The 26,438-nt window shown below is 61.8% G+C and carries 25 protein-coding genes and 1 pseudogene; 15 read left to right on the forward strand and 11 right to left on the reverse strand.

The window, feature by feature from the left end; translation table 11 throughout:
* Positions 1 to 334 (forward strand): annotated as a pseudogene (locus tag GGQ66_RS16750) (transposase); the annotation flags it as partial.
* 14 nt (positions 335 to 348) lie between these two features.
* Here GGQ66_RS16750 and GGQ66_RS16755 read toward each other — a convergent pair.
* Positions 349 to 1,566: an NAD(P)/FAD-dependent oxidoreductase gene (locus tag GGQ66_RS16755; RefSeq protein WP_183793889.1), complete on the reverse strand. Its 1,218-nt coding sequence runs from the start codon at positions 1,564 to 1,566 to the stop codon at positions 349 to 351.
* A 124-nt stretch (positions 1,567 to 1,690) separates the two neighbouring features.
* Here GGQ66_RS16755 and GGQ66_RS16760 point away from each other — a divergent pair, with 124 nt between their 5' ends.
* Positions 1,691 to 2,188 (forward strand): SRPBCC domain-containing protein, encoded by a 498-nt coding sequence (locus tag GGQ66_RS16760; protein WP_183793890.1) that lies wholly within the window; start codon positions 1,691 to 1,693, stop codon positions 2,186 to 2,188.
* 61 nt (positions 2,189 to 2,249) lie between these two features.
* Here the strand turns inward: GGQ66_RS16760 and GGQ66_RS16765 are convergent, their stop codons facing one another.
* Positions 2,250 to 2,693, reverse strand: a complete 444-nt coding sequence (locus tag GGQ66_RS16765; protein WP_183793891.1) for a glyoxalase superfamily protein — start codon at positions 2,691 to 2,693, stop codon at positions 2,250 to 2,252.
* Between the two features lie 326 nt (positions 2,694 to 3,019).
* Here GGQ66_RS16765 and GGQ66_RS16770 point away from each other — a divergent pair, with 326 nt between their 5' ends.
* Together GGQ66_RS16770 and GGQ66_RS16775 are read left to right on the forward strand one after the other, a co-directional pair.
* On the forward strand, positions 3,020 to 3,367 hold the full coding sequence (locus tag GGQ66_RS16770; RefSeq protein WP_183793892.1) for a hypothetical protein: 348 nt from the start codon (positions 3,020 to 3,022) through the stop codon (positions 3,365 to 3,367).
* Positions 3,368 to 3,518: 151 nt separating this feature from the next.
* A complete protein-coding gene (locus GGQ66_RS16775) occupies positions 3,519 to 4,628 on the forward strand; it encodes a pyridoxal phosphate-dependent aminotransferase (RefSeq protein WP_183793893.1) in 1,110 nt (369 codons plus the stop codon).
* Between the two features lie 193 nt (positions 4,629 to 4,821).
* Here GGQ66_RS16775 and GGQ66_RS16780 read toward each other — a convergent pair whose 3' ends face one another.
* Entirely contained in the window at positions 4,822 to 5,088 is a 267-nt protein-coding gene (locus tag GGQ66_RS16780; RefSeq protein ID WP_183793894.1) for an SEL1-like repeat protein, read from the reverse strand.
* Positions 5,089 to 5,618: 530 nt separating this feature from the next.
* Here GGQ66_RS16780 and GGQ66_RS16785 point away from each other — a divergent pair.
* The 4 genes from GGQ66_RS16785 to GGQ66_RS16800 all read left to right on the forward strand — a co-directional run bounded on the left by GGQ66_RS16785 (position 5,619) and on the right by GGQ66_RS16800 (position 8,339).
* Entirely contained in the window at positions 5,619 to 5,954 is a 336-nt protein-coding gene (locus GGQ66_RS16785; RefSeq protein WP_183793895.1) for a DUF2147 domain-containing protein, read from the forward strand.
* A 111-nt stretch (positions 5,955 to 6,065) separates the two neighbouring features.
* Positions 6,066 to 6,236: a hypothetical protein gene (locus tag GGQ66_RS16790; protein ID WP_183793896.1), complete on the forward strand. Its 171-nt coding sequence runs from the start codon at positions 6,066 to 6,068 to the stop codon at positions 6,234 to 6,236.
* A gap of 86 nt (positions 6,237 to 6,322) precedes the next feature.
* Positions 6,323 to 7,825, forward strand: coding sequence for an AMP nucleosidase (locus tag GGQ66_RS16795; protein ID WP_183793897.1), 1,503 nt, complete (start codon positions 6,323 to 6,325; stop codon positions 7,823 to 7,825).
* A gap of 55 nt (positions 7,826 to 7,880) precedes the next feature.
* Positions 7,881 to 8,339 (forward strand): hypothetical protein, encoded by a 459-nt coding sequence (locus tag GGQ66_RS16800; protein ID WP_183793898.1) that lies wholly within the window; start codon positions 7,881 to 7,883, stop codon positions 8,337 to 8,339.
* Here the strand turns inward: GGQ66_RS16800 and GGQ66_RS16805 are convergent.
* A complete protein-coding gene (locus tag GGQ66_RS16805; RefSeq protein WP_183793899.1) occupies positions 8,330 to 8,803 on the reverse strand; it encodes an OsmC family protein in 474 nt (157 codons plus the stop codon). The genes GGQ66_RS16800 and GGQ66_RS16805 overlap by 10 nt on opposite strands.
* Complete coding sequence (locus GGQ66_RS16810; RefSeq protein ID WP_237358963.1) at positions 8,796 to 10,157, reverse strand: aspartate aminotransferase family protein; 1,362 nt, start codon at positions 10,155 to 10,157, stop codon at positions 8,796 to 8,798. Before GGQ66_RS16810 ends, GGQ66_RS16805 begins: the two co-directional genes overlap by 8 nt.
* 133 nt (positions 10,158 to 10,290) lie before the next feature.
* Here GGQ66_RS16810 and GGQ66_RS16815 point away from each other — a divergent pair, with 133 nt between their 5' ends.
* Positions 10,291 to 11,652 (forward strand): glutamine synthetase family protein, encoded by a 1,362-nt coding sequence (locus GGQ66_RS16815; protein ID WP_183793901.1) that lies wholly within the window; start codon positions 10,291 to 10,293, stop codon positions 11,650 to 11,652.
* A 77-nt stretch (positions 11,653 to 11,729) separates the two neighbouring features.
* Here GGQ66_RS16815 and GGQ66_RS16820 read toward each other — a convergent pair whose 3' ends face one another.
* The 3 genes from GGQ66_RS16820 to GGQ66_RS16830 form a co-directional block, all read right to left on the reverse strand.
* The gene (locus GGQ66_RS16820; protein ID WP_183793902.1) at positions 11,730 to 12,839 is read right to left on the reverse strand and encodes a calcium-binding protein; all 1,110 of its coding nucleotides are present in this window, start codon (positions 12,837 to 12,839) and stop codon (positions 11,730 to 11,732) included.
* Between the two features lie 119 nt (positions 12,840 to 12,958).
* The gene (locus tag GGQ66_RS16825) at positions 12,959 to 13,867 is read right to left on the reverse strand and encodes a diacylglycerol kinase family protein (protein WP_183793903.1); all 909 of its coding nucleotides are present in this window, start codon (positions 13,865 to 13,867) and stop codon (positions 12,959 to 12,961) included.
* A gap of 70 nt (positions 13,868 to 13,937) precedes the next feature.
* Entirely contained in the window at positions 13,938 to 14,471 is a 534-nt protein-coding gene (locus GGQ66_RS16830; protein ID WP_183793904.1) for a GNAT family N-acetyltransferase, read from the reverse strand.
* A gap of 99 nt (positions 14,472 to 14,570) precedes the next feature.
* Between GGQ66_RS16830 and GGQ66_RS16835 the strand changes: the two genes are divergently transcribed.
* Entirely contained in the window at positions 14,571 to 15,449 is an 879-nt protein-coding gene (locus tag GGQ66_RS16835; RefSeq protein ID WP_370686379.1) for a LysR family transcriptional regulator, read from the forward strand.
* 244 nt (positions 15,450 to 15,693) lie between these two features.
* A complete protein-coding gene (locus GGQ66_RS16840) occupies positions 15,694 to 16,902 on the forward strand; it encodes an MFS transporter (protein ID WP_210287310.1) in 1,209 nt (402 codons plus the stop codon).
* Between the two features lie 70 nt (positions 16,903 to 16,972).
* Here GGQ66_RS16840 and GGQ66_RS16845 read toward each other — a convergent pair whose 3' ends face one another.
* Together GGQ66_RS16845 and GGQ66_RS16850 are read right to left on the reverse strand one after the other, a co-directional pair.
* Positions 16,973 to 17,401 carry a VOC family protein gene (locus GGQ66_RS16845; RefSeq protein ID WP_183793906.1) on the reverse strand — a complete coding sequence of 143 codons (429 nt, stop codon included), beginning with the start codon at positions 17,399 to 17,401 and terminating at the stop codon, positions 16,973 to 16,975.
* A gap of 100 nt (positions 17,402 to 17,501) precedes the next feature.
* A complete protein-coding gene (locus tag GGQ66_RS16850; RefSeq protein WP_370686371.1) occupies positions 17,502 to 19,172 on the reverse strand; it encodes an electron transfer flavoprotein-ubiquinone oxidoreductase in 1,671 nt (556 codons plus the stop codon).
* A 222-nt stretch (positions 19,173 to 19,394) separates the two neighbouring features.
* Between GGQ66_RS16850 and GGQ66_RS16855 the strand changes: the two genes are divergently transcribed.
* The 3 genes from GGQ66_RS16855 to GGQ66_RS16865 all read left to right on the forward strand — a co-directional run bounded on the left by GGQ66_RS16855 (position 19,395) and on the right by GGQ66_RS16865 (position 22,547).
* Positions 19,395 to 20,183: an SDR family oxidoreductase gene (locus tag GGQ66_RS16855; protein WP_183793907.1), complete on the forward strand. Its 789-nt coding sequence runs from the start codon at positions 19,395 to 19,397 to the stop codon at positions 20,181 to 20,183.
* 165 nt (positions 20,184 to 20,348) lie between these two features.
* The gene (locus tag GGQ66_RS16860; RefSeq protein WP_183793908.1) at positions 20,349 to 21,650 is read left to right on the forward strand and encodes an Hsp70 family protein; all 1,302 of its coding nucleotides are present in this window, start codon (positions 20,349 to 20,351) and stop codon (positions 21,648 to 21,650) included.
* Positions 21,651 to 21,695: 45 nt separating this feature from the next.
* The gene (locus GGQ66_RS16865) at positions 21,696 to 22,547 is read left to right on the forward strand and encodes a uracil-DNA glycosylase (protein ID WP_183793909.1); all 852 of its coding nucleotides are present in this window, start codon (positions 21,696 to 21,698) and stop codon (positions 22,545 to 22,547) included.
* 12 nt (positions 22,548 to 22,559) lie between these two features.
* Here GGQ66_RS16865 and GGQ66_RS16870 read toward each other — a convergent pair whose 3' ends face one another.
* Positions 22,560 to 23,501 carry a DMT family transporter gene (locus GGQ66_RS16870; RefSeq protein WP_183793910.1) on the reverse strand — a complete coding sequence of 314 codons (942 nt, stop codon included), beginning with the start codon at positions 23,499 to 23,501 and terminating at the stop codon, positions 22,560 to 22,562.
* A gap of 284 nt (positions 23,502 to 23,785) precedes the next feature.
* Here GGQ66_RS16870 and pepN point away from each other — a divergent pair, with 284 nt between their 5' ends.
* Complete coding sequence (pepN, locus tag GGQ66_RS16875; protein WP_183793911.1) at positions 23,786 to 26,434, forward strand: aminopeptidase N; 2,649 nt, start codon at positions 23,786 to 23,788, stop codon at positions 26,432 to 26,434.
* The last annotated feature ends 4 nt before the right edge of the window (positions 26,435 to 26,438 follow it).

The raw sequence follows: 26,438 nt of genomic DNA on the forward strand, positions 1-26,438 counted from the left end.
GGCTTCTACGCTTCTCATCGAGATGCCGGAGCTCGGCGAACTTGATGAGAAAGCGGCAGCCGCACTGTGCGGGCTTGCGCCTATGAGCCGCCAGTAAGGGCGATGGACCGGACGCGCCTTCATCGCCGGCGGAAGGGCCGTCGTCCGCCAGGCACTCTACATGCCGGCTCTCGTTGCCTGTCGCTTCAACCCGGACCTCAAGGCAAACTACGACCGGCTCAAAGCCGCGGGAAAACCACCAAAGGTCGCCATCACTGCCATCATGCGAAAACTCATCGTTCTCGCTAACGCACTGCTGAAAAACAATCGCAAATGGACCCCAAAACCAGCTTGATCAAAACGGATACTCTAGGCGAGAAGCTGCTTCAGGTCGAAATTCGAATCGGCCAGCGATTCCTTTGGCGGGTTGATGCCGTTTTCCAGCATCTTCTTACCCGAGACATAAGCCTTGGCATCGTTGATGGCGTCGACGGCGATGAGATCGCCGGCGCGGAAATACCAGATGGAGAGCGCACCAGGGCGGCTGCCGGGGCGCACCAGCGTTTCGCTGTAGCCGGCATTGTAACCGGCGATCTGGAGCTTGACGTCGTACTGATCGGACCAGAACCACGGCTGCGGCACATAGGGCCTGGGTTCGCCAGCCAGCACGGCGGCAATCGCTTCCGCCTGATCGACGGCGTTCTGAACCGATTCGAGACGAATCGGCTGCCCGCGGTAAGGGAAAACCGCGCAATCGCCAGCTGCAAAGATCGAATCATCGCTCGTGCGGCCAAGTTCATCGACGATGATACCGCCGGCTACGTCGAGACCCGCATCCTTTGCCAGCGAATCATTGGCAGTCACACCGATGCCCACCACGACGAAATCCGCCCTGACACGCGAACCGTCGGTGAGATCGGCGGCGACAACGTGGCCATTTTCGCCGATGAGGTTCACAAGACCGGTCTTTTCGCGGATGGATACACCGTGCTCTTCGTGAATGGCGCGCATGGCATCGGCGGTTTCTGCGGCGGCGACGCGGCGGAGAATGCGTTCGGCGGCTTCGATGAGCACGACCTCAAGCCCGAGCTTGCGGGCGACGGCCGCCGCTTCAAGGCCGATATAACCGCCACCGACCACCAGCAGATGGCGACCCGGGCGCATTTCCCCGGCCAGACGATCGGCATCGGCCTTGTTGCGCACTTCGAAAACACCCTCAAGCGTGCCGCCGATTTCCACCGGCAGTTTGCGTGGCGTGGCGCCCGTTGCCAGAACCAGCACGTCGTAATCCAGCGTCGAGCCGTCGCTCAGCGTCACTGTCTTTACCGCGCGATCAATCTTGACGACGCGTGTCGACAGGCGGAGATCCATACCGTTTTCGTTGAACCAGGCATCGGGGCGGTAGGTCAGGCGCTCGAAGCTCATTTCGCCGAGCAGGTATTTCTTGGAAAGCGGCGGGCGCTGGTAAGGCGGCACGGGCTCATCGCCAATCATGGTGATCGGGCGCTCATCCTTCAGCGCTCTCAGCTTCGCGGCCAATGCAAATGCCGCCTGCCCCGCACCAACAATGACCAGCCTCTCCGTCATCTTCTTCTCCGCTTTTCCGCTGAATTTCAAGCGAGGCAGGCGTAAACCCGGTATGGGCAAGCGTCAACTGGACAGGTACCGGCAAAATGCGCAATCTTCTGCCCGAACGGGACTACGGGAATCGATGAGCGGCACCGGGCGCGAAACCATCCACGAAACCTTGAGTTTCGAGCATCACTACAGTGTTCACCCGTCACGGGTCTTTGCCGCCTGGGCAAACGATGAAAGTCGGGCGCGCTGGTGCGGACTTTCGCAGGACGGCCCGGCCCGGATGGATCGGATGGCCTTCCTTCCCGGAGGTTGCGATGTGATCGGCGGCGACACACAAAGCGACGCCCACATCAGCATAGAACGCCGCTTCATCGATATTCAGGAAAACCAGCGAATCGTCTTCATCGAGACCGTGATGGACAGGGACAAGCCGCTCGGCGCGACGCTCGTAACCGTCAGCCTGCGTGGCAGCGGCGGTTTCTGCATCGTGGCGCTGACCCTGCAGATCACGTCCTTTTGTGGCCCGGCCTTCATTGAAGCCTGCCGCGAGCAACACCGCTCGGCACTGCACCGCCTCGGTCTCGAATGCAAGCGGCCAGACCTCAAGATCGTGGCCGAGGGGCCGCGCTGAGAATCATACGCCTGTATAAGGCGTGATCCAGCCGGCCCCGGCGGGGCGGCTGGATCGGGTTTCAGGCCACAGGCTGAACGGTCATCTGCGGCCGCCCGTTCGAAGTGCGGCGGGGCGATACGCCCGTGGCATCAACCACCGCATTCACCCGGCTGCGGAAAGCGGAAAAGCTTTCGAAGGTGACGACATCGACCGGACGGTCGAACTGCACGGCGATACGATAAAGGCCGGCCGTCGGCAGCCTGGTCAGCGATACGATCCGGCCCTCATAGGGCTGGCCGAGATAGCTGCCGCGCACCTTCTGGTCGACGGCGAGCGAAAGCGCGTTTGTATCGTCGCGCCGGGCAAGGGCCGAAAGCGTGTTCCAGTCGCGTTCGCCGTGGCTCTTGGCTACGAGTTCAAGCGCGGTGGAATGAGCGATTTCAGCGCCCTGATCGGCCATGGCGCGGCGCAATCGCTTTGCCTGGGCCTTGAAATCGTCAATCGTCGTCAGGGCCATGGTCATGGCAATACTCCTCAACGTGAAGCATGACATTCGATGGGGGGCTCGCATTGCCTCCGTCCGCATGCGCTGATGGAGTTTGAAAGTGCAAAAGGAGGACTTCACCAAAGCTTGTCGCTCGCGAGCGGCCGGCGCCTCAACCACAGCGATAAATAATGAAAGATGAAGACCGTTTCAAGGCTCCAGTCCGGCACAAGCCTGCGCGACCACCTTTCCACCGACTGCGACCTATTTGCACATTTGGCTCGCATTTTAACGCACCGATTCACCTCTGTAGAAGGAAGCTGCGCTATTCTGGAACCATTCAAGACAAGGCACGGGAGGGTGCCATGCCGATACAGATAAGAGTGCAAGATAACGGCAAGGCGCCGCCAGAGGAACTTTACGAAAAGTTTACGATCGACCGACCCGGCAAGATTGTATTCGTTGGTCATCGCCTGAGCATTTCCAACTCGGTGCGCTGCGTGATCCGCCGGATCTCGCAGTATGGCGCGCAGCTTGAAGTGAGCCCGAAGGTGGAGCTGCCCTCGCATTTCTTCCTCGAGATTCTCGGCATTCGCGACGAAATCGGCTGCACGATGAGCAAACGCGAGGGTGAGATCGTCACCGTCGGCTTCAACATGCTGATCGACCCGGAATTCCTCCACCATGTGCGCAGGCTCAGCTTCGAAAGCTGAGCCTTTTCGCGAGCATGTCCTGCCCCATGGCAATCTTTCTGCGGAATATGTTTTCCGAAAGCCCGGCAACAGGTCGGGCGGGCCTTGCCACGGCAACACCTTTGCCTATTGTGGCGACCTTTCCGCCCCCCTTGCATTCCGGACACCAGATATGCCCGCCTTTTCCCGCTTCACACCGCTGATTGCCTCCCTTCCCTCGACCGTTCCCTTCGTCGGCCCCGAGGCCATCGAGCGGCAGACCGGTTCGCCCGTTCGTGCCCGCATCGGCGCCAATGAAAGCGGCTTCGGCCCTGCTCCTTCCGTCATCGAGGCCATCGGCAAGGCCGCGCTCGAAACGTGGAAATATGCCGACCCCGAAAACTTCGAGTTGAAGCAGGCCCTTGCCGCGCATCTCGGCTGCAAGCCTGAGAATATTGCCGTGGGCGAAGGCGTCGACGCCATTCTCGGCCTCATCGTGCGGATGGTGATCGAACCCGGCGCGCCGGTCGTCAATTCCTTCGGCGGCTATCCGACCTTCAATTACCATGTCGCCGGCTTCGGCGGGCGGCTGGTAACCGTTCCTTATGAAAGCGACCGGGAAAACCCGGCGGCGCTGCTGGAAGCGACAAAGCGCGAAAATGCGCCGCTCGTCTATTTCGCCAATCCCGACAATCCCATGGGAAGCTGGCGGAGTGCTGCGGAAGTCGAGGCTTTCGCAAAGGCCGTGCCGGAGGATTCGCTGCTCGTGCTGGACGAGGCCTATATAGAGTGTGCGCCGGAAGGCACGGCGCCTTCCATCGCCAGCCTCATCGACCGTCCGAATGTCATCCGCACCCGCACCTTCTCCAAGGCCTATGGTCTGGCGGGCGCGCGCGTCGGCTATGCCATCGGCGCACCGGAAACGATCAAGGCCTTCGACAAGATCCGCAACCATTTCGGCATGGCGCGCATTTCCGTCGCCGCTGCGCTCGCCGCATTGAAGGATCAGGCCTATCTCGCGTCTGTTCTTGGCAAGATCGAGGCTTCGCGCCAGCGAATCGGCACCATTGCGCGGGCGAATGGTTTCGAGCCGCGGCCTTCGGCCACCAACTTCGTGGCGGTCGATTGCGGGCGCGATGGCGATTACGCCCGCGCCATCGTTACCGGTCTCGGCGAAAAGGGTGTGTTCATCCGCATGCCGGGCGTGGCGCCTCTCAACCGCTGCATCCGCGTTTCCACCGGCACGGAAGCCGATATGGCTCTGCTGGAAGAAACCCTGCCGGACGTGCTGAAGGCACTCTGAAACGCGAAAGAACCGTGCCGGCCTTGTCTCTGCCGATCACGGTTCTTTTCAAGCGGGTGGCGTCTTCGCCGCCCGATCCCCTCGCAGGCCTTTACTCCCGATGAGTGGTGCTACGGCCCCGCCCTTCCTCTCAGCCCTTGCCGGGCCTTTCTTGAAGGCGGGACCGCGCACGCTCCCCTCACAAACTCATAAATCAGTGCATCGTCATCCATTCGCGGGCAGCGCGAAGTGCGGCAGCCAGATCGGCCTTGGTCATCGTGCGGGCCAGTTCAGCGCGCAGTTCGGCGGCGTGATCGGAACCCTTGATCGCGGCGATGTTGAGCCACTTGTGGGCAGCGACCAGATCGACCTCGCAGCCGCGGCCCGTCGCGTACATCAGGCCCATTTCGCAGAAGACATCGGCGAGTGCTTCGCCACCCATGGTGGCCATTCCAGCATTCTGAATATCAAAGCGTGCCATTGGTTTGATCCCTTAAACCCTGTTTCTATTCTCTTCGTCGGCCTGCCCCTTAGCGGGCTCATCCAGGCTGCCTTGCCGGTTTTCCGGTCTGTCCGGCGCCTTGGAAGCGGCAGGTTGTTTCCTGTCCGTTTGTTGAGTTCACTTTCTCAAAGACGATTCAAAATTGCGCTAAAATGCTTGATTAATGACGGGCAAACGAAATCCAAATGCTTGGTTAAATTGGGTTTTCATTAAGTATCGGAATGCCGTAACGCCAAGGAATTAGCCTCGAATTTTACGAAAGCTTCACGCTCGCGCCGCAACTCTTTTTTCACCATAGGAAAGCGACGCGCGTTTTTTCTTCCTCTGCTCACTCCCGTTTTTGATGCGCTCCGACCGTTTTTCGCTGCATATAAAAATTGACTTTTACGTGCACGGAATTTTTGGCAGGATGCGCATGCAGCCTGAAAAACGGCGGCACAGGGAATCAACGAGGGACGTCTTGCCGGGAGGAGCCGCCAGACGCCCTTCTTTCGGGAGGATAAGGACACATGAGACATATTCTGGCAGCGGCCCTTCTCATCGGCTTCGCCATGCCCGCCTTTGCCGGCGAGCCCATCGAGGGCAACTGGAAAACGGCGAGCGGCGAGACTGCGGCGATTGCCCCATGCAGCGGCGGCTTCTGCATCACGCTCAAGACCGGTGCCCATGCCGGCAAGCAGATCGGCAAGCTGGCCGGTTCCGGCACGGATTACAGCGGCTCGATCACCGACCCCAAGGAAGACAAGACCTATAGCGGCTCCGGCAGCGTTTCCGGAAATACGCTGAAGATGAAGGGTTGCGTTCTTTCCGTGTTCTGCAAATCGCAGAACTGGACACGGCTCTGACACCTTTCGGCCGTTAACCCTTGTGAATACCGGCTGAACCGTGGCGTCAGACATGGTTCAGCCGGGGCGTGTCAAAACAATGTCCGACAACAGACGAAAAGAGGGCACGCCATGACACAATCCGCACGCCGCCTGACGATCTTCACCCTGACCATGGCGATCTTCGCCCTTCTGTTTGCCGAGCTTGTCGCCCGCAACGGCATCGATAACCGCCGCGTGCATCTCGGCACGGACATTACCTGCCTGCACAAAGCCAGCCCGAGCTGCACCTACGCGCTGTAAACAGCACCTGTCTTCGGCATCGAAAAATTGAACACTGGCAGAAATGGCCCCGCTTGCCTGTCATCGTCTTCAATTTATAATGCCTCATGAACAAACGAATCCAGACTCATTCGCCACTCTCCTTCATCAGCCCCGAACCCGCGAAGCCGCAGGTTTTCGATGATCCGGTCAAGGCCGTCGATGCCTTGACGGAACTCTACGACCGCAACACGGCCTTTCTGAAAGCCGGCTTCGGCGAACTCGCCAAGGGCGGGACGGTGCACGGTCGCTTCCGCGCCTTCTACCCGCAGGTTGCCATTGAAACCACGAGCTTCGGCCTGGCCGATTCGCGTCTGTCCTACGGCCATGTCACCTCGCCGGGCATCTACACCACGACAATCACCCGCCCGAAGCTGTTTCGCCACTATCTCAAGACCCAGCTCGGGCTATTGATGAAGAATCACGGCGTGCCGGTCACCGTATCCGAATCGACCACGCCCATTCCGCTGCATTTTGCGTTCGGGGAAGGCGCCCATGTCGAGGCCTCCGCCTCAACGGCGCTTGCCGACGTGCCCCTGCGCGACCTGTTCGACACGCCGGACCTCAACACCACGGACGACCTCATCGCCAATGGCGAATACGATCAGGTGCCTGGCGAACCGGCGCCGCTCGCCCCGTTTACCGCGCAGCGCATCGACTATTCGCTGGCCCGGCTTTCACACTACACGGCGACGGCGGCGGAGCATTTCCAGAACTTCGTGCTCTTCACCAACTACCAGTTCTATATGGACGAATTCTGCGCCTGGGCTCGCCAGCAGATGGCCGAGGGCGGCAATGGCTACACCGCCTTCGTGGAGCCGGGCAATATCGTGACCGAAGCAGGCCAGACCGCCCCGACTGCTGCCCAACCGGTGCGAATGCCGCAGATGCCGGCCTATCACATCAAGAAAAAGGGTCACGGCGGCATCACCATGGTCAATATCGGCGTCGGCCCGTCCAACGCCAAGACGATTACCGACCACATCGCCGTTCTGCGCCCGCATGCCTGGCTGATGCTCGGCCATTGCGCCGGCCTGCGCAACAGCCAGCGGCTTGGCGATTACGTGCTTGCCCACGCCTATGTGCGCGAGGACCATGTTCTCGATGACGACCTGCCGGTATGGATCCCGATCCCCGCGCTTTCGGAAGTCCAGCTCGCGCTGGAAGGAGCCGTCGCGGAAGTGACCGGGCTTTCCGGCTTCGAGCTGAAGCGCATCATGCGTACCGGCACCGTCGCCACCATCGACAACCGCAACTGGGAACTGCGCGACCAGCGCGGTCCGGTGAAACGGCTCTCCCAGTCCCGCGCCATCGCGCTCGACATGGAATCGGCCACCATCGCCGCCAACGGCTTCCGCTTCCGCGTACCCTACGGCACGCTGCTGTGCGTCTCCGACAAGCCGCTGCACGGTGAACTGAAACTGCCGGGCATGGCGACCGCCTTCTATCGCACGCAGGTCAGCCAGCACCTGCAAATCGGCATCCGCGCCATCCAGATGATGGCCGACATGCCGATCGAAGCGCTGCATTCCCGCAAGCTGAGAAGCTTCTACGAAACGGCGTTCCAGTAATCCCCGGGGTGGGCCGGCGCCAGATCAAGGCACCGGCCTTTCAGGATGCAAGACGATGTATGTGCTGAAACCCGGAATCAAAAAAGACCCTGCAAGGCGTTGGGCACTCCCGGACAGGATCTTCTTCGGTTTTGGCGCCTGCCACATTCTGGCCGGTACATTCCTGAGGAACCCGCCGCTGGAGGGTGTCTTTGCCGAACGGATCCTGCCGGCCGACGGTTACTCCGGCAACCACATCTATGTAACGAACGGAACGATCGCGTTCGACTGTCACGGCTTTTGCTGCCGTGACAAACTTCTGGCCCACCACAAGAAGGGATGGTCCTCACGACAACCCGGCTGGAACGCGACAATCGAGTCAGTCGACTTTGACCTGCTCGACACCTCCGCGCTCAACCATCGCAAGATGCTCGGCCCGGACCAATATCTGCATGATCCGGTTCCACGCGCGTCCCGCTTCATAGCCCGTCACGATGTGGACAGGGCTATGGCGATGGCTCTCACTCACGTTTGAACGATCACCCTGGCCTCACAGCCCACGGGAAAATTCACCGAGCAGGCGATGAAGCATTTTTCGTGGGCGTCGTGGTGAAGCGAGAGCGCCTTTTCCGGATCGCCGGCGGAAATCGTCACGACCGGTTTCAGCGTTACGCCGGTGAAGCGGCCACCGCCATCGACGTCCGTCACCATTACGCCTTCGGCATGATCCTCATAAGCTTCGACCACCACGCCGCTGACAGCGCAGAAATGCAGATACCAGAGCTTGTGGCAGGCCGACAGCGAGGCGACCAGCAGGTCTTCCGGATTCCAGCGCGCCGGATCGCCCCGGAAGGCCGGATCGGCGGAGCCGGGAATATCCGGCTTGCCGTCCTGCGCAATCACATGATCGCGGGCATAGGCACGATAGTTCGCCGTGCCCTGCCCCCTGTTGCCGGTCCAGACGACCTTCACGGCATAATGGTGCTCGTGCTCAGACATAATCCCCGCGCACCTTCCAAGCGGCATCGAGGCCGAGGCGTGTGACCTTGACCATGAAGTCCACCTCTTCCTCGGTGATGACGAGCGGTGGAGACGCGAGCATGCGATCGCCGGTGGCTCGCAGTACGAGCCCATTTTCAAGGCAGACATTGCGGACATAGGAACCGAAATCATCGGCCTTGGTGAAGCGCTGACGCGTCTTCTTTTCCGCGGCCATCTGGAGCGCGCCCATCAGGCCGACATTTTCGGCGGTGCCGACGAGATCGTGATCCTCGAGGCTCTTCCATGCCTTGGTGAAATAAGGGCCGATATCGTCGCGCACGCGCTCGACCAGCTTCTCATCCTCGATGATGCGCAGGTTTTCGAGAGCCGCCGCCGCCGAAACCGGATGGCCGGAATAGGTGAAGCCGTGGAAGAAATCGCCGACCTCGTTGATCATCACATCGGCCACGCGATCCGAGATCAGCACGGCGCCGATGGGCAGGTAACCGGACGAGAGGCCCTTGGCGACCGGGGCGAGATCAGGCTTGACCTTGAAATGCTGGTGACCGAACCACTGGCCCAGACGGCCGAAGCCGCAGATGACCTCATCGGCCACCAGCAGAATATCGTTTTCCGTGCAGATGCGCTGGATTTCGGGCCAGTAACTATCCGGTGGCACGATCACGCCACCGGCACCCTGGATCGGTTCGGCCACGAAGGCGGCGATCTTGTCGGCGCCGAGTTCGGCGATCTTGTCTTCCAGTTCCTTCGCAGCCTTGAGACCGAACTCATGCGGTGTCAGTTCACCACCCTCGGCATACCAGTAGGGCTGGCCGATATGGGCGATACCGGTGATTTCCGAACCCGCCTGCTGGTGCATGTGCTTCATGCCCCCGAGCGATGCGCCGGCAACGGTCGAGCCGTGATAGCCGTTGCGGCGGGCAATCACGATCTTCTTTTCCGGCTGCCCCTTGGCCTGCCAGTAGACGCGCGCCATGCGGAACCAGGTGTCGGTCGCTTCCGAGCCAGAATTGGTGAAAAAGACGTGGTTCAGGTGGCCCTCGGTATGGCTTGCGATCTTTTCGGCCAGCAGCGTAGCCGACGGCGTCGAGGTACCGAAGAAGGCGTTGTAATAGGCCAGTTCGTTCATCTGCCGCTGCACGGCATCGGCAATTTCCGGACGACCATAACCGATGTTGACGCACCACAGACCGGCGAACCCATCGAGATACTTCTTGCCGGTGGAATCGAAGATATGGCTCCCCTCGCCGCGCGTGATGATGCGCGTACCCTTGGCATTGAGCGCCTTCATATCGGAGAATGGATGGATGTGGTGGGCGGCGTCGATCGCGGCAAGATTGGAAATGGACATGATGATCTCTGGGGTAGGAACCTTGGGCCCGCCCTGATTGAAAGGCGGCGTTTTTTGCGTTACGAACATGGCCTTACGGCACGGATTTGGCAAGTGCGACCACTTCGCCACCGGCCCCCACCGGAAGCTTTTCATGACCGCTGACAAGACCCCGGCAGGCATCGACGCCGCCGATCCGACCGCCTGCTTCGAAATCCTCATTGCCGACATGAACGGACGGCTGCGCGGCAAGCGCCTGCCGCTCGATGCGGAAAAGAAGGTGTGGTCCGGCGCGGTGCGGCTTCCGGCCTCCACCCAGTCGCTCGACATCTGGGGCGACGATAACGACGATCTCACCGGCATTTCGCTGACGCTGGGCGATCCTGACGGGCAGATCCTGCCCGACGCCCGCACGCTGGCGCCGATGCCCTGGGCCGCGCCCGGCTCGAAGCAGGTGCTCGCTTCCATGCACACGCTTTCCGGCGAAGCGCATTTCTGCGATCCGCGCGGCATTCTGGCCGGGGTGCTGAAGCGTTTCGAGGCGCTCGGCCTGACGCCGGTCGTGGCGACGGAACTGGAATTCTACGTCTATGACGACAAGGACTGGCGCGACACTGGCAGGCCGATGCCACCCAAGGGTCTGACCTTCCGAGGCCAGCCGAACGGCTTCCAGCTTTACGATATGGATGCCGTCGACGCGCTGACGCCCTATCTCGACACGGTACGCGCCTATTGCGCTGCGCAGGGCCTGCCGGCCGATGCGACGACCGCAGAATTCGGCCCCGGTCAGTTTGAAATCAACCTGCTGCACCGCGCCGATGCGCTGGCCGCCGCCGATGATTGCCTGATGCTGAAGCGCATTGCCGCCAAGGCCGCCGAAAAGCACGGGCTGCGCTCCACATGCATGGCCAAGCCCTATACCGGCCAGGCCGGTTCGGGCCTGCATGTCCATGCGAGCATCATCGACAAAAACGGCAATAACGTGCTGGATGCCAAGGGGGGCGATCCGGTGAAGCTGAAGTCCGTGACCGCCGGCCTGCTGCAAACCATGCGCGCGGCCCAGCTCATCTTCGCGCCCTTTGCCAATTCCTACCGCCGTTTCCAGCCCGGCTCGTTTGCGCCCACCGATGTCGACTGGGGTTACGGCCATCGCGGCACCTCCGTCCGCATTCCGGAAAAGGACGGCCCGGCGGCCCGCGTGGAGCATCGCGTGGCAGGAGCGGACGCCAACCCCTACCTGCTGCTTGCCGCCATTCTCGGCGGCATGCTGAAGGGACTGGAAGCCACGCTCGATCCGGGCCCGGCGACCGAACCCGGCACGGAAGCGCCGCAGACGGAAAAGCTGACGCATGATTTCCTGACCGCTGTCGAAGCCTTTGCCGTGTCCACGGACATGGCCGACATTTTCGGTACGGCCTATGCCAAGCTCTTTGCCGACACCAAGCGCAAGGAAGCCCTGACCTTCATGCGCACGGTCTCCGATTTCGATTACGGCACCTATCTGCCGCGTCTTTAAGCGTGGCATGACGCGCATGAAAAAGCCCGGCGCTCCATGGGAGGCTGGGCTTTCTCTATGCCGGAAGTCGGTGCGGATCAGAGCAGGATATCGCTGCTGTAAAGCGCCGACACGTTCTTCACATTGATCTGGAAATCGGACACGCCGTCGCCGTTGACATCGCCGGACAATACCCCACCGCTGTAACGCAGTTCGCCGGCCGTACCGCTGAAAGCAGCCCCGCGGATAAACTCGAAGGCCTGATTGCCGGACCCGGTCGTGTCGGCATCGATGCTGCGAAGATCGATGTAGTCACCTGAGGCACGATTGAAATCGAAGATAGTGTCGCGGGCGGAACCCCGGGAATCGGCAATCGATGTGAACACGAAGTAATCCGCACCGGTGCCACCGTAGAGGTAATCGCTGCCTGCCCCTCCGTTCAGTGTGTCATTGCCAACACCACCCCAGAGGTCGTCGTCGCCGGAGCCGCCCCACAGCTTGTCATTGCCGGCGTCGCCGTAGAGATCGTCGTGGCCGGAATTGCCGTAAAGAAAATCGTTGCCATCGCCGCCATAAACCTTGTCGTTGCCGGCCATGCCGTCAACGAGATCCGATCCCTTGCCGCCCCACAGGCTGTTTGCCCCGGACGAACCGTAGATATCGTCGGCCGCACCCGTTCCTACCGCATCCTCGATGCTTACGAGCGTTTCGCGGACGGTGTTGCCATAGGTTTGCGCATAACCTGCACCGAGATCGATTTCCACGCCGTGACCGCGCAGGTCGGGATCCGTGTCCTGGGTCGCGTAGCTGATGACGTCGCGACCGGAACCGCCGTTGAAATAGTTGCGGAAGCCGACAGAGAAGAACTGATCGTCGCCCTGCTCGCCGTAATACTTGCTGCCATAGGTCGAGACGTCGATCTTGTCGTTGCCATAGCCGGCATAGACCACGTCATAGGACACCTTGGAAAAGCCAAACGCGATGTAGGTGTCGTTACCGTCGTAAAGGTCGATCTCGTTGCCGCCCTCGAACCAGTTCTTGACGTAGTCATTGCCCGTGCCGGCATCGACATAATTGCCGCCGCCATAGGCACCGACGAGGTTCAGATAGATCTTGTCATTTCCGCCATAGGAATAGATCGCGACATCGCTGTAGCTGTTCTGATAGATCGTGTCGTTGTAGGACGTACCGTAAATGTAGCGCGCCATGACAATCTCCTTGCGTGGACGGCAGGTATTTGAGCCATTCATTAAGCCATATGAAATGAACGCCACCCGAACGGTCGGTTAGGATGCGTTCATTTTTATGGCTTCCATCAAAAAATCGCTCACGCCGCCAGGCCGGCTGGAACCAGTACCTTCAACTCGCCGGCATGGATTTCCAGATGCACGTCGCGCGGCATGGGCACGAGTTCGCCATCGATGACACAGCGTGCCGTACGCGGGGCGCGGGGGAAATGCAGGTCCACTTCCGGCGTATCGGAGAAGGTGACGGCGGCGTTGTCCTTCAGGCGTCCGCGCAGAATATCGATGGCAAGGCGCATCACGCCTGCGGGCGGCAGGGCGTCGGCGATGTAGAAGCCGAGGTTACCGCCCGCCACATCTTCCGGCACAAGGAAAGGATTGACGCCGAAGGCGTTGTTGGACACGGACACCGCCGAGACATGGCGTTGGCCGCTCTCCCCCGCCAGCGTGAATTCCACATCGAAGGCAGGCGGGTTGAGGATGACGCCAAGGGCGGCGCGGGTGCTGGCCCTGATCTTGCCGAGCCGCGAGGCATAATCCATGCGATTGCGCAGGCGCACCATGCGCGCATGCAGCCCGGCCGAAAACTGGTGCACGAAAGGGCGACCGTTGGCGCTGGCAATGTCCACCGCCCGCACGTCACCCGTTGCCAGGGCCGCAAGGGCCGCAGCCGGATCAAGCGGCACATTCAGCGAGCGGGCAAACAGGTTCATGGTTCCCGCCGGAACAACGCCAAGCACGAGGTCGTGACGCCAGGCAAGGCCCGCCGCCGTCGAGATCGTGCCATCGCCACCGCCGGCGATAATGCCCTCAATGCCACCGGCCTCGGCAGCGGCACAGATCGCCGGCTCTATGTCCTCGCCGCCGACCACCGAAACGGTGATGTCATGGCCTGCGTCCTCGAACACCTCGATCGCCCGGGCGGTAAACGCGTCCATATCCGCGGTGCGGAACGTACCGCCCTCGCGGTTGAAAAATGCCTTGAACTTCATGAACCCCGCCGCCTGAACGCCTGCAAACCCTACTATAACGTTCCCGCGTTACAAAGGTTGCGGCTTTCCGTCAGCGCGGCGTTCGGTCACCTTCGCCCAGCGCTCGCTGCATCAGCACACTGTCGAGCCAGCGACCGTGCTTCCAGCCCACCGAACGCAGAACGCCGCTCAATTCAAAGCCAAGGCTGGCGTGCAGCGCGCGCGAGGCATGATTTTCGGAATCGCCTATGACGGCGATCATCTGGCGAAAGCCCCGCGCCTTGGCCTCCTCGATCAGCCGTGCCAACAGCGCCTTGCCGACGCCCTGCCCCTTGGCCGCCGGACTGACATAGATCGAGTTCTCCACCGTCGCGCCATAGGCCGGGCGCGGACGGTAGGCGCCGGCATAGGCATAGCCCAGAACCGTGCCGTCACGTTCTGCGACGATATAGGGATAGCCACCCCTGAGCAGCGTCGCGCGGCGGGCTGCCATCTCCGCCACGTCGGGTGCCGTCAGTTCGAAGGAGGCCGTACCGTTGGTCACGGCATCGGCATAGATGGCGGCAATGGCGGGTACATCCTCTTCGCGGCAATCGCGCAGGATGAGCGGTGTTTCATTCGACATGGAGCGACCTTTCGCAGACAAATTCTCGTTGCCTTCCTGAACCCGGCGGAACTAAAAAGAAATATTATCGCTTTTATGCAAACCATAAGGCAAGCCGTGATCAAGGGCCTCAGTTTCGATCAACTCCAGACCTTTGCCGACGTGATCGAACTCGGCAGCTTTTCCGCGACCGCCGACAGGGCCGGCGTGACGCAGCCGGCCATCAGCCTCCAGCTTCGCCAGCTCGAACGGCGGCTCGGCCTCAGGCTTGTCGAACGTGTCGGGCGGCGCATGCTGCCGACACCGGCGGGCAGCGACCTGTTGGTCCATGTGCGGCGTATCCAGGAGGAAATGAACCGGGCGCTGGAAGCACTCGCCCCGCATCAAAGCGGTGCGGTGGGCCGCATCCGTATCGGCACCGGGGCAACGGCCTGCATCTATCTGCTGCCGCCTGTTCTTCGCCGGCTGAAGGAAGACATGCCAGGGCTGGAAATCGCGGTGGAAACCGGCAACACGCCGGATCTGGTCCGGATGATCGAGGCAAACGAGCTTGATGCCGGTCTTCTCACCCTGCCCGTCACCCATCGCAGTTTCGAGACACTGCCGGTGACGGACGACGAGCTGGTGGCGCTGTTTCCCGCACGCGACGCGCCCGGCCTGCCCGCAATTCCGGCAGTTTTGCTGGCGCAAAAGCCACTCCTGTTCTATGAGGGCGGCGCGACACGGCGCATTGTCGAGCAATGGTTTGCCGATGCCGGCCTGACGCCCAAACCGGTGATGGAGCTTGGCAGTGTCGAGGCCATCAAGCGGCTTGTCGCTGCCGGGCTCGGCTGGGCCATCGTACCCGCGCTGGCGCTGACGGATGCGGACGCCGTGCCCGATCTCGGCCATTGCTCGCTCTCGCCGCGCCTGGTCCGCTCTCTCGGCCTCGTCATGCGTCGTGACAAGCGGCTGACGAAAGGGTTGCGCGCACTGGTCGCGGCCCTCACGCCGCGCTGAACAAAGCACTGGACGAAACTTGAGAATTGTCAGATAACCTGCCGACTGCTCAGGATCGCCGGTACCCGTAATCAATGCCCGGCTTCCGATCCGAGCCTATCCCGATCCTGCCGTCCTGGCGGCACATCCAGAATACCGACGATGCCTGCCGCGTCTTCCTCCCGGACCGAACGGACAGGCATTCGTTGAATGAACGGAGCGACCCGTGACCAAGATTGCCGTGGCCGATGAGGCCGAACTTGCCCTGCCGGCGGACGAGCCGTCGGCTGCCCTGCTTTCGCCTGCCGCCATCCTGCTCATCCAGCTTGCGCTTGCCGTGGGCGGTTTCGGCATCGGCACCGGCGAATTCGTCATCATGGGCCTGCTGCCCGATGTCGCCACCACCTATGGCGTGTCCATTCCGGCGGCGGGCTACGTCATCACGGCCTATGCGCTCGGCGTTGTCGTCGGCGCGCCGATCATCGCCGTGCTTTCGGCGCGGCTGAGACGCCGCACGCTGTTGCTCGGCCTCATGGCGGTGTTTGCCGTGGGCAACATCCTCTCCGCACTCGCCCCGGATTTCATCAGCTTCACCATCCTGCGTTTCCTCACCGGCCTGCCGCACGGCGCTTATTTCGGCGTCGCCGCGCTCGTGGCCGCCAATCTGGTGCCGGCGCACCGCCGTGCCCGCGCCGTCGGACGGGTCATGCTCGGCCTCACCATCGCAACTCTCGTGGGAACGCCGATTGCCACCTTCCTCGGCCAATTGCTGAGCTGGCGCGCAGCCTTCCTGCTGGTCGGCCTGATCGGCGCGGCGACGGTTGCTCTGTTGTGGTGGTTCCAACCGCGTGACGCCGTGCGCGAGGGCGCCAGCATTCGCCGCGAACTCGGCGCCTTCGGGCGCGTGCAGGTGTGGCTGGCGCTGGCCGTCGCCGCCTCCGGCTTCGGTGGCATGTTCGCCATTTTCAGCTACATCGCCAAGACCACGACGGATGTCGCAGGCCTTTCCGTCTCCATGGTGTCGGTGGTGCTGGCGCTGTTCGGCATCGGCATGAATGTCGGCAATATCGTCGGATCGCGGCTGGCCGATATTTCGCTCAAGGGCACGATCTTCGGCATGCTCGCCTTCAATGTCGTGGTCATGACCGGCTTTTCGCTGACCGCTTCAAACCCCTGGCTGCTGTGCCTTTGTGTGTTCTTCACCGGCTGCGGCTTCGCCGCCTGCCCCGCCGTGCAGACCCGGTTGATGGATGTGGCGGGCGATGCGCAGACGCTTGCCGCCGCCTCCACCCATTCTGCCTTCAACATCGCCAATGCGCTGGGCGCCTGGCTCGGCGGCCTCGTCATCACCTGGGGCTTCGGCTATGCAGCCACCGGCTATGTCGGCGCCGTCCTCTCGGTGATCGGGCTTGGCGTGTTTGCGCTTTCCGTGCTGCTGGAGGAGAAAGACGGAGGCAAGGCCAAGGCGCGTTGAGCCTCGCCTGAAGTATTTTGCTTCTGCCATTGTCCGACGCCGAAGCGAGTAGGCTTCGGCTGGAAATGCCCTAGAAATCGATCACGACCGAGGGGGCGCTTCGGCGTGCCTCGCCATGATAAACCGCTTCGATATTATTGCCGTCGGGATCGAGAACGAAAGCGGCGTAATAGCCGGGGTGGTAGGGGCGCTCGCCGGGTGCTCCGTTGTCGCGCCCGCCATGGGCAAGGGCGGCGTGATAGAAGGCATCGACCATGGCGCGGTCCGTCGCCTGAAACGCCAGATGGTGGCGCCCCGTCAGCACGCCAAGCGCTGCCGGGCTGTCGACCGAGGTGACGAAGAGTTCGTCAGCCCAGAAATAGCTTTCCTCCGCGCCACCGAGGGGAATGCCGAGCACATTCAGAACGGCTGTGTAGAAGTCCTGGCTGGCCTTTAGATCGCGCACGACCAGTTGCAGATGGTCAATAAGCCGGCCGCGATGCAGTTGCTGCGTTTCCATTATCGTCTCCCATGAATGCAAATCTTGCGACCTCGCCCACGGGAGAGTGCCGCCTCGCCATAGTTCCACGGGAGGCGGCAACGCTCAATACGTCAGTCCATCACATATTCGGATAGACCGGACCTTCGCCACCCTGCGGCGGCACCCAGTTGATGTTCTGGTTGGGGTCCTTGATGTCGCAGGTCTTGCAGTGGACGCAGTTCTGACCGTTGATGACATAGGTCATCTCGCCATCCTTCTCGACCCATTCATAGACACCTGCCGGACAATAGCGCGTCGAGGGACCGGCAAAGGTACCAAGTTCGGAGGCCTTCTGCAGCGTCAGATCCTTGACCTTGAGGTGAACCGGCTGGTCTTCCTCATGGTTGGTGTTCGACAGGAACACCGAGGACAGGCGGTCGAAGGTCAGCACGCCATCCGGCTTCGGATAGTCGATGGGCGTGTGCAGCGCGGCGGGTTCCAGACTTTCCGCATCAGTCTTGCCGTGGCTGACCGTGCCGAAGAAGGAGAAGCCGAACAGCGAGTTCGTCCACATATCGAGACCGCCGAGCGCGACGCCGATGGCAAGGCCGAACTTGGACCACAGTGGCTTGACGTTGCGAACCGGCTTGAGGTCGGCACCGATCGGGCCATCGCGCCATTCGTTTTCGATCTCGACGACCTCGTCGTGGCTGCGACCGGCGGCAATGGCCGCGGCGATCTTTTCAGCCGCAAGCTTGCCGGACAGAACCGCGTTGTGACTGCCCTTGATGCGCGGCACATTGACGAACCCGGCGGAACAGCCGATCAGCGCGCCGCCCGGGAAAGTCAGCTTCGGCACCGACTGGTAGCCACCTTCGGTAATGGCGCGGGCGCCGTAGGAAATGCGCTTGGCGCCTTCGAAAGTGCCCCGGATTTCCGGATGCGTCTTGAAGCGCTGGAACTCCTCGAAGGGGAAGAGGTAGGGGTTCTTGTAGTTCAGGTGCACCACGAAGCCGACGGCCACGAGGTTGTCTTCCAGATGATAGAGGAAGGAACCGCCACCGGTCTGCATATCGAGCGGCCAGCCGAAGGAGTGGCGCACCAGACCCTGCTTGTGGTTCTCCGGCTTAACCTGCCAGAGTTCCTTGATGCCGATGCCGAACTTCTGCGGCTCGCGGCCTTCGGAAAGACTGTACTTGGCGATGAGCTGCTTTGCGAGCGAACCACGCACACCTTCACCGATCAGCACATACTTGCCGAGAAGCGCCATGCCCGGCGTGAAGTTCGGGCCGGGTTCGCCGTTCTTCTCGATGCCCATGTCCCCGGTGATGACGCCGGTGACAGCACCCTTGTCATCATACATCAGTTCGGCGGCGGCAAAGCCGGGATAGATCTCGACACCGAGTTCTTCCGCCTTCGTCGCCAGCCAGCGACAGACGTTGCCAAGAGAGACGATATAGTTGCCGTGATTGTTGAGAAGCGGCGGCATGAAGGCGTTCGGCAAACGGATCGCCTTTTCCTTGGTCAGGAAGAGGAAATGGTCATCCGTGACCTCGGTCTTGAAGGGGTGCGCCTCATCGGAACGCCAGTCGGGCAGCAGCGCGTCGATACCGATGGGATCGACGACGGCGCCTGACAGGATATGTGCGCCGACTTCCGAGCCCTTTTCCAGAACGACGACGGAAAGCTCCGGGTTGACCTGTTTCAGGCGGATCGCAGCGGAAAGACCGGCCGGCCCCGCACCCACGATCACCACGTCGAATTCCATGCTCTCGCGTTCGATCTCTTCCATCGCCACGGTCCTTTCCATCCACGGTTGCCTTGGCAAGCTGCCAAAATCCCACACTCTCTATTCCTGAAGAGAAGCAGAAAGTCGAGAACCAGAGTTGTCCGCGAATGTGGATTTTTTCTATAAGGGTCATGAGGAACGGTAATAGCAGCCGCGCGCCGACCCCGGAGAAGGTGTCCGGAATGGTGTGGGCACATGCCATGCCCTCATGGCAGCAGAGAATTCAAACCAGGAGGAACTCCCATGGATTTCAATATTTCCGGCAAGCGAGCGCTGGTGCTGGCGTCCTCGCGCGGGCTTGGCGCAGGCATTGCCGCCGCACTGGCAGCGGAAGGCGTCAATGTGCTGCTGACCGGCCGCAGCGGCGACAAGCTGGCGGCCAATTGCGATGCGATCAACGCACGCGGCAAGGGCAAGGCTGACTGGGTGTGGAGCGATCTCGCCGACCCCGATTTCGTCTCCACCATACAGGAGGCGGTGAAGGACAAACTCGGCGGCCTCGACATTCTCGTCAACAACACCGGCGGGCCGGTTCCGGGTTCCACCGAGGACATGAAGGCGGAGCGGCTGGAAACCTATTTCCAGTCGATGGTGGTCAGCGTCATCGCGCTTACCAATGCCTTCCTGCCCGCGCTGAAGGAACAGGGCTGGGGCCGCATTGTCACCGTCGCCTCCTCCGGCGTCATCGAGCCGATCCCGAACCTTGCGCTTTCCAACACGCTGCGGGCGGCACTGGTGGGCTGGAACAAGACGCTGGCCACCGAAATCGCCAGCACCGGCGTGACCGCGAACATGGTCCTGCCCGGGCGCATCCTGACGGATCGTATCGAGGAACTGGACGGCGCCAATGCCAAGCGGCTCGGCGCAAGCGTTGAAGACATCCGCGCCGCCTCGATCAAGGCCATTCCGGCCGGGCGTCTTGGCACGGTCGAGGAGTTCGCCGCCGCCGCCGCCTTCCTCTGCTCGCAACAGGCCAGCTACATCACCGGCACCCTGCTTCGTGTCGACGGCGGCGCAGCAAAGTCGCTCTGATTTCCGCCCCGGGAAATGGGCAAACGCTTCGGTGCAGGGGTTGCAATCCCCTGTCCGCCATGCCATTCACCCCCTCCCTGTCAACGGGCGCTCCTGCGGCGCCCGTTTTGCGTTGCGGCAATGCCGCTCCGCTTCATGCACAATTTCAAGAATGGAGATGAGGCGATGGCGCGCGCGCTCGGACTGGATTTCGGCACGACCAACACAGTGATCGCGATGGCGGACAGTGATCGCCAGACGCATTCCATGCATTTCAACAGCAGTGCCGGCGAAACCGACAGCATGCGCACGGCGCTGTCCTTCATGAAGGACCCCGATCTCGGCGCTTCCGCCCTCAAGGTCGAGGCCGGTCAGGCTGCGATCCGCCAGTTCATCGACAATCCCGGCGATTGTCGCTTCCTGCAATCGATCAAGACCTTCGCGGCAAGTGCGCTCTTTCAGGGCACGCTGGTCTTTGCCCGCCGGCATGAGTTCGAGGATCTGATGGAAGTGTTCATCCGCCGCCTGAAGGCCTATGCGGGCGACCACTGGCCGGAAGACCTCGGCACGCTCGTCGCGGGCCGTCCCGTGCGCTTTGCCGGCGCCAACCCGAACGAGGCGCTGGCGCTGGAGCGCTACGACAAGGCGCTGACGCGTCTCGGCTTCTCCGACATTCACTATGTCTACGAGCCGGTCGCGGCCGCCTATTACTTCGCCCGCACGCTGAAAAGCGATGCGAACGTATTGGTCGCCGACTTCGGCGGCGGCACCACCGACTATTCGCTCATCCGTTTCGAAACCAATGGCGGCGTACTATCGGCAACCCCCATCGGCCATTCCGGCGTGGGCGTCGCCGGTGACCATTTCGACTTCCGCATGATCGACAACATCGTGTCACCGGAAATCGGCAAGGGTTCGCAGTTCAAGAGCTTCGGGAAGGTGCTGGACGTGCCTTCGGGTTATTACGTGAACTTCGGCCGCTGGAACCAGCTTTCGATCTTCAAGACCAGCCGCGAGTTCACCGACCTGAAATCACTGGTACGCCAGGCGCTGGAGCCGGAAAAGCTCGAACTCTTCATCGATCTGGTGGAGCATGACGAAGGCTATCCGCTCTATCAGGCGATTTCCGCCACCAAGATGGCGCTGTCTTCGGCGGAAGAGGCAGAGTTCAATTTCGCGCCGCTGGGGTCCGCCGGTCGCCGCACCGTGCGCCGCGCGGATTTCGAAACCTGGATCGCCGACGATCTCGCCAAGATCGAGGGCGCGCTGGACGAGGTGCTGGAAAAGACCAACACACCGGCATCGGCCATCGACAAGGTGTTCCTGACCGGCGGCACCTCCTTCGTGCCCGCCGTGCGCTCCATCTTCACGCGGCGGTTCGATGAAGGCCGCATCGAAACCGGCGGTGAGTTGCTCTCCATCGCCCATGGTCTGGCGCTGATCGGCGAAAGCGGCGAAATCGAACGGTGGACCGCCGAGCGCCCCTGACGCTTTGGCCTTTTGCTCCGGGCCTTTCCCCGATAGGATAGGTTCATGATCGAAGCCTCTCACCTTGATGCGCCGGAACTGGCCGCGCTTCTGCATTTCTATGCGGATGCGGGGGTAGAGTGGCTTGTCGAGGATGAGGCGGTTGACAGTTTCGCCGCCTTCGCCGAAGCGCGCGCGGCGCAGCAGGCGGCTTCCCCTGCCCGGCAAGCTCCGGCAAGAACCGAGCGTCCCGCCGCCGCTACGCAGGCGCCGGCGGCACCCGCCATCCAGAGCGGTAATGTCACGGTGCCGAATGTCGAGGCCGTGGCGATGGCGCGCGAGGTGGCGGCACAGGCACGCTCGCTGGAAGACCTGCGCGAACGCCTCATTGCCTTCAACGGCTGCAATCTGCGCCACTCGGCGCTTTCAACCATCTTCGCCAGCGGCGGCACCGACTCCGGCCTGATGGTTATCGGCCCCCTGCCCGAACAGGATGACGAGCGCGAAGGCATCGCCTTTTCCGGCCCGCCCGGCCTGCTGCTGGAGCGGATGATCGGCGCCATCGGCCTGAAGCGCGAGGCGGTGCTGGCGACCACGCTCATTCCCTGGCGCACGCCCGGCAATCGCGCGCCGCTGCCGCATGAGGTCGACATCTGCCGTCCCTTCATCGAGCGGCAGGTGGAACTGGCGAACCCGCGGGCGCTGCTTTTGCTAGGCAATCTCACCGCCCGCACTTTCTTCGGGGCGAATGGCAATATTCATCAGTTGCGCGGCCACTGGCGGGATCTGACCTTCGGCGAGCTGGTCGTGCCGGCGCTGGCAAGCCTGCACCCTTCGGAATTGATGAAAGCGCCGCGCGCCAAGCCGCAGGCCTGGGCCGACCTTCTGTCGCTTGCCGGCAGGATGGGCATGATCTGACGCGTATTGCGGTCAGGCCGGATGCGTCGGGTTCGCCTTGCGGGCCGCGCGCCGTTCCAGCCCGAGTTGGTGTTCCCGATAGATAATGAAGATGCCCGCCCCGACGACGATCATCGTTCCCATCAGCATGGATGCGGTCGGGGTATCGTTGAACAGGACATAGGCAATGCCGATGCCCAGCAGGATCGACGTATATTCGAACGGTGCGATAGCCGAGACGTCGGCGTGTCGATAGCTTTCCGTCAGAAGGATCTGCGCCACGCCGCCGGAGAAACCGGCCAGCGCCAGCAGGCCCGTCACGCCTAGCGGAAGGGCCGGCCAGCCGAAGGGCACGGTGACCAGCGAGAGAACCGCCGCGGTGATCGAGAAGTAGAGCACGATAGTCGGCGTCTTTTCCGTAGCGACAAGCTGGCGGACCTGGATCATCGCCAACGCAGCGAGCGCCGCCGACAACAGAACTGCGATGGCTCCAACCGCCTGTTCCGAAGCGAAACCGCCGGTGCGAAACAGGCTGAGATTGGGCCAGGAGATGATCAGAACGCCAACGAGCCCGACAACGACCGCCGTCCAGCGATAAGCGCGCACCGTCTCCTTGAGAATGACGGCCGCGAAGACGACCGCAAGCAGCGGCGAGGCATAGCCCATAGCGATGGCATCCGGCATCGGCAGGTGCAGCAGACCATAAAAGCCGAGCCCCATGGCAAGAATGCCGAGAAAGCCACGCTTGAGATGACCGATGGGATTGGCCGTATAGAACGCTCCGCGCAATTGGTGGCGCACGGCGAGATAGGCGATGATCGGCACCAGCGCGAAGGCAGAGCGATAAAACGTCACCTGCCCCGGCATCACCTCCGTCCCCGCCAACTTGATAAAGGTTTGCATGCAGACAAAAAGGCAGACGGAAGCGATCTTCAGCAGAATGCCCCGGATCGGGCTGGCAGGCATGGGGGGCATGAGAATTCCCGGCTGGAGCGGATGGCGCTGGCTGCGACATTGGTACGATCCAACAATAACTGAAATATGGCAAGCAAAGGTTCAATTCTCCTGATGAATCAATGAAACCTTCTTGTGAAAGCAATAAACTGTCGGTGACCACGCTTCTTCTATCATGAAAATTTTAGCAATCCTTCAGGATTTCGTGCCACATTCCAAACCTGTAGGTGCGGGTACAGGCCTGAGGAGGGCTCGCCCGTGTCCGGTGAACCCGCACGCCACCAGCAGGATTTTCAGGAATTACCATGCGCACAGACACGGGTCAGGTCATTCGCCTGGCAGATTACAGCCCGGCCGATTTCGTTCTCGAACGTACCGATCTGACATTCGAACTAGACCCGCGTTCGACAAAGGTGGAGGCCAGACTGATCTTCCACCGCCGTCCAGGCGTCGCGGCAGATGCGCCGCTGGTGCTCGATGGCGACGAGCTTTCGCTCTCCGGTCTCCTGATCGACCAGGCAGAGGCCGAAGCGAGCCGCTACACCGTTACACCCGACCGGCTGGAAATCCGCGACCTGCCCGAGGAATCGCCCTTCGAAATCACGGTCGTCACCATCATTGACCCCGAAAGCAATACGCAACTGATGGGGCTTTACCGCACCAACGGCGTCTATTGCACCCAGTGCGAGGCCGAAGGTTTCCGCCGCATTACCTATTTCCCGGATCGTCCGGACGTACTGTCGCCGTTCACGATCACCATCATCGCCGAAAAGGCCGGAAACCCGCTGCTTCTGTCCAACGGCAACTTCCTCGGTGGCGGTAATTACGATGAAGGCCGCCACTTCGCCGCCTGGTTCGATCCGCACCCGAAACCGTCCTATCTCTTCGCGCTGGTCGCCGGCGATCTCGGCGTGGTCGAAGATACCTTCACCACCGCGAGCGGCAACGAAGTCGCGCTGAAGATCTACGTCGAACATGGCAACGAGCCGCGCGCGGCCTATGCCATGGACGCGCTCAAACGCTCGATGAAGTGGGACGAAGAGCGCTTCGGCCGCGAATACGACCTCAACATCTTCCAGATCGTCGCCGTCTCCGACTTCAACATGGGGGCGATGGAAAACAAGGGGCTCAACGTCTTCAACGACAAGTATGTCCTGGCCGATCCGGAAACCGCGACCGATGCCGACTACGCCAATATCGAGGCGATCATCGCGCATGAATATTTCCACAACTGGACCGGCAACCGCATCACCTGCCGTGACTGGTTCCAGCTTTGCCTGAAGGAAGGTCTGACGGTTTACCGCGACCACGAGTTTTCCGCCGATCAGCGTTCGCGCGCCGTCAAGCGCATCGCCGAGGTACGCCATCTGAAGGCCGAGCAGTTCGCCGAGGATTCCGGCCCGCTCGCCCACCCGGTTCGCCCGGAAACCTATCGCGAAATCAATAACTTCTACACGACGACCGTCTATGAGAAGGGTTCGGAAGTCACGCGGATGATCGCGACGCTTCTGGGTGACGACGGCTTCCGCAAGGGCATGGACCTCTATTTCGAGCGTCATGACGGCGAAGCGGCAACGGTCGAGGATTTCGTCAAGAGCTTCGAGGACGCAACCGGTCGTGATCTCTCGCAGTTCAAACTGTGGTACAGTCAGGCCGGCACGCCGCTCGTTACTGTTTCCACGGCTTATGACGCGGCGGCCCGAACCTTCACCCTTTCGCTCGAACAGATGGTGCCGGCAACACCCGGCCAGTCGGCCAAGCAGCCGATGCACATTCCATTGAAATTCGCGCTGATTGGCGAGAATGGCGGCGAAATCGCCCCCACAGCCGTTTCCGGTGGCGAAGTGAGCGGTGACGTGCTGCATCTGACCGAGCGCAGCCAGACCTTCACCTTTACAGAAGTGCCGGACCGCCCGGTCCTGTCGCTCAATCGCGGCTTCTCCGCGCCGATAAACCTGTCCTTCGACCAGAGCGGTGCCGATCTCGCCCATATCGCCCGCCATGACAGCGATCTCTTCGCCCGCTGGCAGGCGCTTTCGGATCTGGCGCTGCCGGTGCTGAACAAGGCCGCCAATGACGCCCGCGACGGCAAAGTGGTTTCGGTTGATCCGGCGCTCGTCTCCGCCCTCATCGAGACGTTGGCCAACGACAAGCTGGAGCCAGCCTTCCGCGCGCAGGCCCTTTCGCTGGCAAGCGAGGCCGATATTGCCCGTGAACTCGGCGGAAACAATAACCCGGACGCCATCCACGCCGGGCGCAACGCCGTTCTGAAGGCCGTGGCCGAAAAGGGCTTTTCCACGTTCGAACGGCTTTATAAGGAACTGGCACCCAAGGGTGTCTTCGCGCCCGATGCGGCGGGTGCCGGCAGGCGAGCTCTGCGCAATGTCGCGCTGACCTATCTCGCCCATGCCGAGGAAAGCCCGGCGCGTGCTGCGGAAGCCTTTGCCGAAGCCGACAACATGACGGAACTGGCGCATGCGCTGACCGTTCTCGCCCATCGCTTCCCCGAGGCCGACGAAACACTGGCCGCCCTTGCGGCCTTTGCCACCCGCTTCGACACCAATCCGCTGGTACTCGACAAGTGGTTCTCCATTCAGGCGACCATTCCGGGCGAGGCCGCACTGGCCCGTGTCGAAGCCCTGATGAAGGACCCGCGCTTCAACGCCCAGAACCCCAACAGGGTGCGGGCGCTGGTCGGCACCTTCGCCTTCGCCAACCCCACCGGCTTCAACCGTGTTGATGGCGCCGGCTACCGGCTTCTGGCCGACCAGATCCTTGCCATCGACCCGCGCAATCCGCAGCTTGCCGCACGGCTTCTGACGGCCATGCGCTCCTGGCGTTCGCTGGAGCCGGTGCGCGCCGAAGCGGCCAAGGCAGCCCTTGGCAAGATCACCGGCGCCAAGCAGCTTTCCGCCGATGTCGCCGACATCGTCGAGCGCATGCTGAAGGCTTGAACGA

The sequence above is a fragment of the Allorhizobium borbori genome (assembly GCF_014196535.1).
Lineage (GTDB): Bacteria > Pseudomonadota > Alphaproteobacteria > Rhizobiales > Rhizobiaceae > Ectorhizobium > Ectorhizobium borbori.

Bases quoted from the DNA above. Each gene is read 5' to 3' on its own strand.
- pepN (WP_183793911.1), top strand. From the start codon at position 23,786: ATGCGCACAGACACGGGTCAGGTCATTCGCCTGGCAGATTACAGCCCG.
- GGQ66_RS16855 (WP_183793907.1), top strand. From the start codon at position 19,395: ATGGATTTCAATATTTCCGGCAAGCGAGCGCTGGTGCTGGCGTCCTCG.
- GGQ66_RS16830 (WP_183793904.1), bottom strand. From the start codon at position 14,471: ATGTCGAATGAAACACCGCTCATCCTGCGCGATTGCCGCGAAGAGGAT.
- GGQ66_RS16820 (WP_183793902.1), bottom strand. From the start codon at position 12,839: ATGGCGCGCTACATTTACGGTACGTCCTACAACGACACGATCTATCAG.
- GGQ66_RS16775 (WP_183793893.1), top strand. From the start codon at position 3,519: ATGCCCGCCTTTTCCCGCTTCACACCGCTGATTGCCTCCCTTCCCTCG.
- GGQ66_RS16845 (WP_183793906.1), bottom strand. From the start codon at position 17,401: ATGGAAACGCAGCAACTGCATCGCGGCCGGCTTATTGACCATCTGCAA.
- GGQ66_RS16795 (WP_183793897.1), top strand. From the start codon at position 6,323: ATGAACAAACGAATCCAGACTCATTCGCCACTCTCCTTCATCAGCCCC.
- GGQ66_RS16860 (WP_183793908.1), top strand. From the start codon at position 20,349: ATGGCGCGCGCGCTCGGACTGGATTTCGGCACGACCAACACAGTGATC.
- GGQ66_RS16870 (WP_183793910.1), bottom strand. From the start codon at position 23,501: ATGCCCCCCATGCCTGCCAGCCCGATCCGGGGCATTCTGCTGAAGATC.
- GGQ66_RS16790 (WP_183793896.1), top strand. From the start codon at position 6,066: ATGACACAATCCGCACGCCGCCTGACGATCTTCACCCTGACCATGGCG.
- GGQ66_RS16760 (WP_183793890.1), top strand. From the start codon at position 1,691: ATGAGCGGCACCGGGCGCGAAACCATCCACGAAACCTTGAGTTTCGAG.
- GGQ66_RS16810 (WP_237358963.1), bottom strand. From the start codon at position 10,157: ATGTCCATTTCCAATCTTGCCGCGATCGACGCCGCCCACCACATCCAT.
- GGQ66_RS16815 (WP_183793901.1), top strand. From the start codon at position 10,291: ATGACCGCTGACAAGACCCCGGCAGGCATCGACGCCGCCGATCCGACC.
- GGQ66_RS16805 (WP_183793899.1), bottom strand. From the start codon at position 8,803: ATGTCTGAGCACGAGCACCATTATGCCGTGAAGGTCGTCTGGACCGGC.
- GGQ66_RS16825 (WP_183793903.1), bottom strand. From the start codon at position 13,867: ATGAAGTTCAAGGCATTTTTCAACCGCGAGGGCGGTACGTTCCGCACC.
- GGQ66_RS16770 (WP_183793892.1), top strand. From the start codon at position 3,020: ATGCCGATACAGATAAGAGTGCAAGATAACGGCAAGGCGCCGCCAGAG.
- GGQ66_RS16850 (WP_370686371.1), bottom strand. From the start codon at position 19,172: ATGGAAAGGACCGTGGCGATGGAAGAGATCGAACGCGAGAGCATGGAA.
- GGQ66_RS16785 (WP_183793895.1), top strand. From the start codon at position 5,619: ATGAGACATATTCTGGCAGCGGCCCTTCTCATCGGCTTCGCCATGCCC.
- GGQ66_RS16755 (WP_183793889.1), bottom strand. From the start codon at position 1,566: ATGACGGAGAGGCTGGTCATTGTTGGTGCGGGGCAGGCGGCATTTGCA.
- GGQ66_RS16865 (WP_183793909.1), top strand. From the start codon at position 21,696: ATGATCGAAGCCTCTCACCTTGATGCGCCGGAACTGGCCGCGCTTCTG.
- GGQ66_RS16780 (WP_183793894.1), bottom strand. From the start codon at position 5,088: ATGGCACGCTTTGATATTCAGAATGCTGGAATGGCCACCATGGGTGGC.
- GGQ66_RS16800 (WP_183793898.1), top strand. From the start codon at position 7,881: ATGTATGTGCTGAAACCCGGAATCAAAAAAGACCCTGCAAGGCGTTGG.
- GGQ66_RS16765 (WP_183793891.1), bottom strand. From the start codon at position 2,693: ATGACCATGGCCCTGACGACGATTGACGATTTCAAGGCCCAGGCAAAG.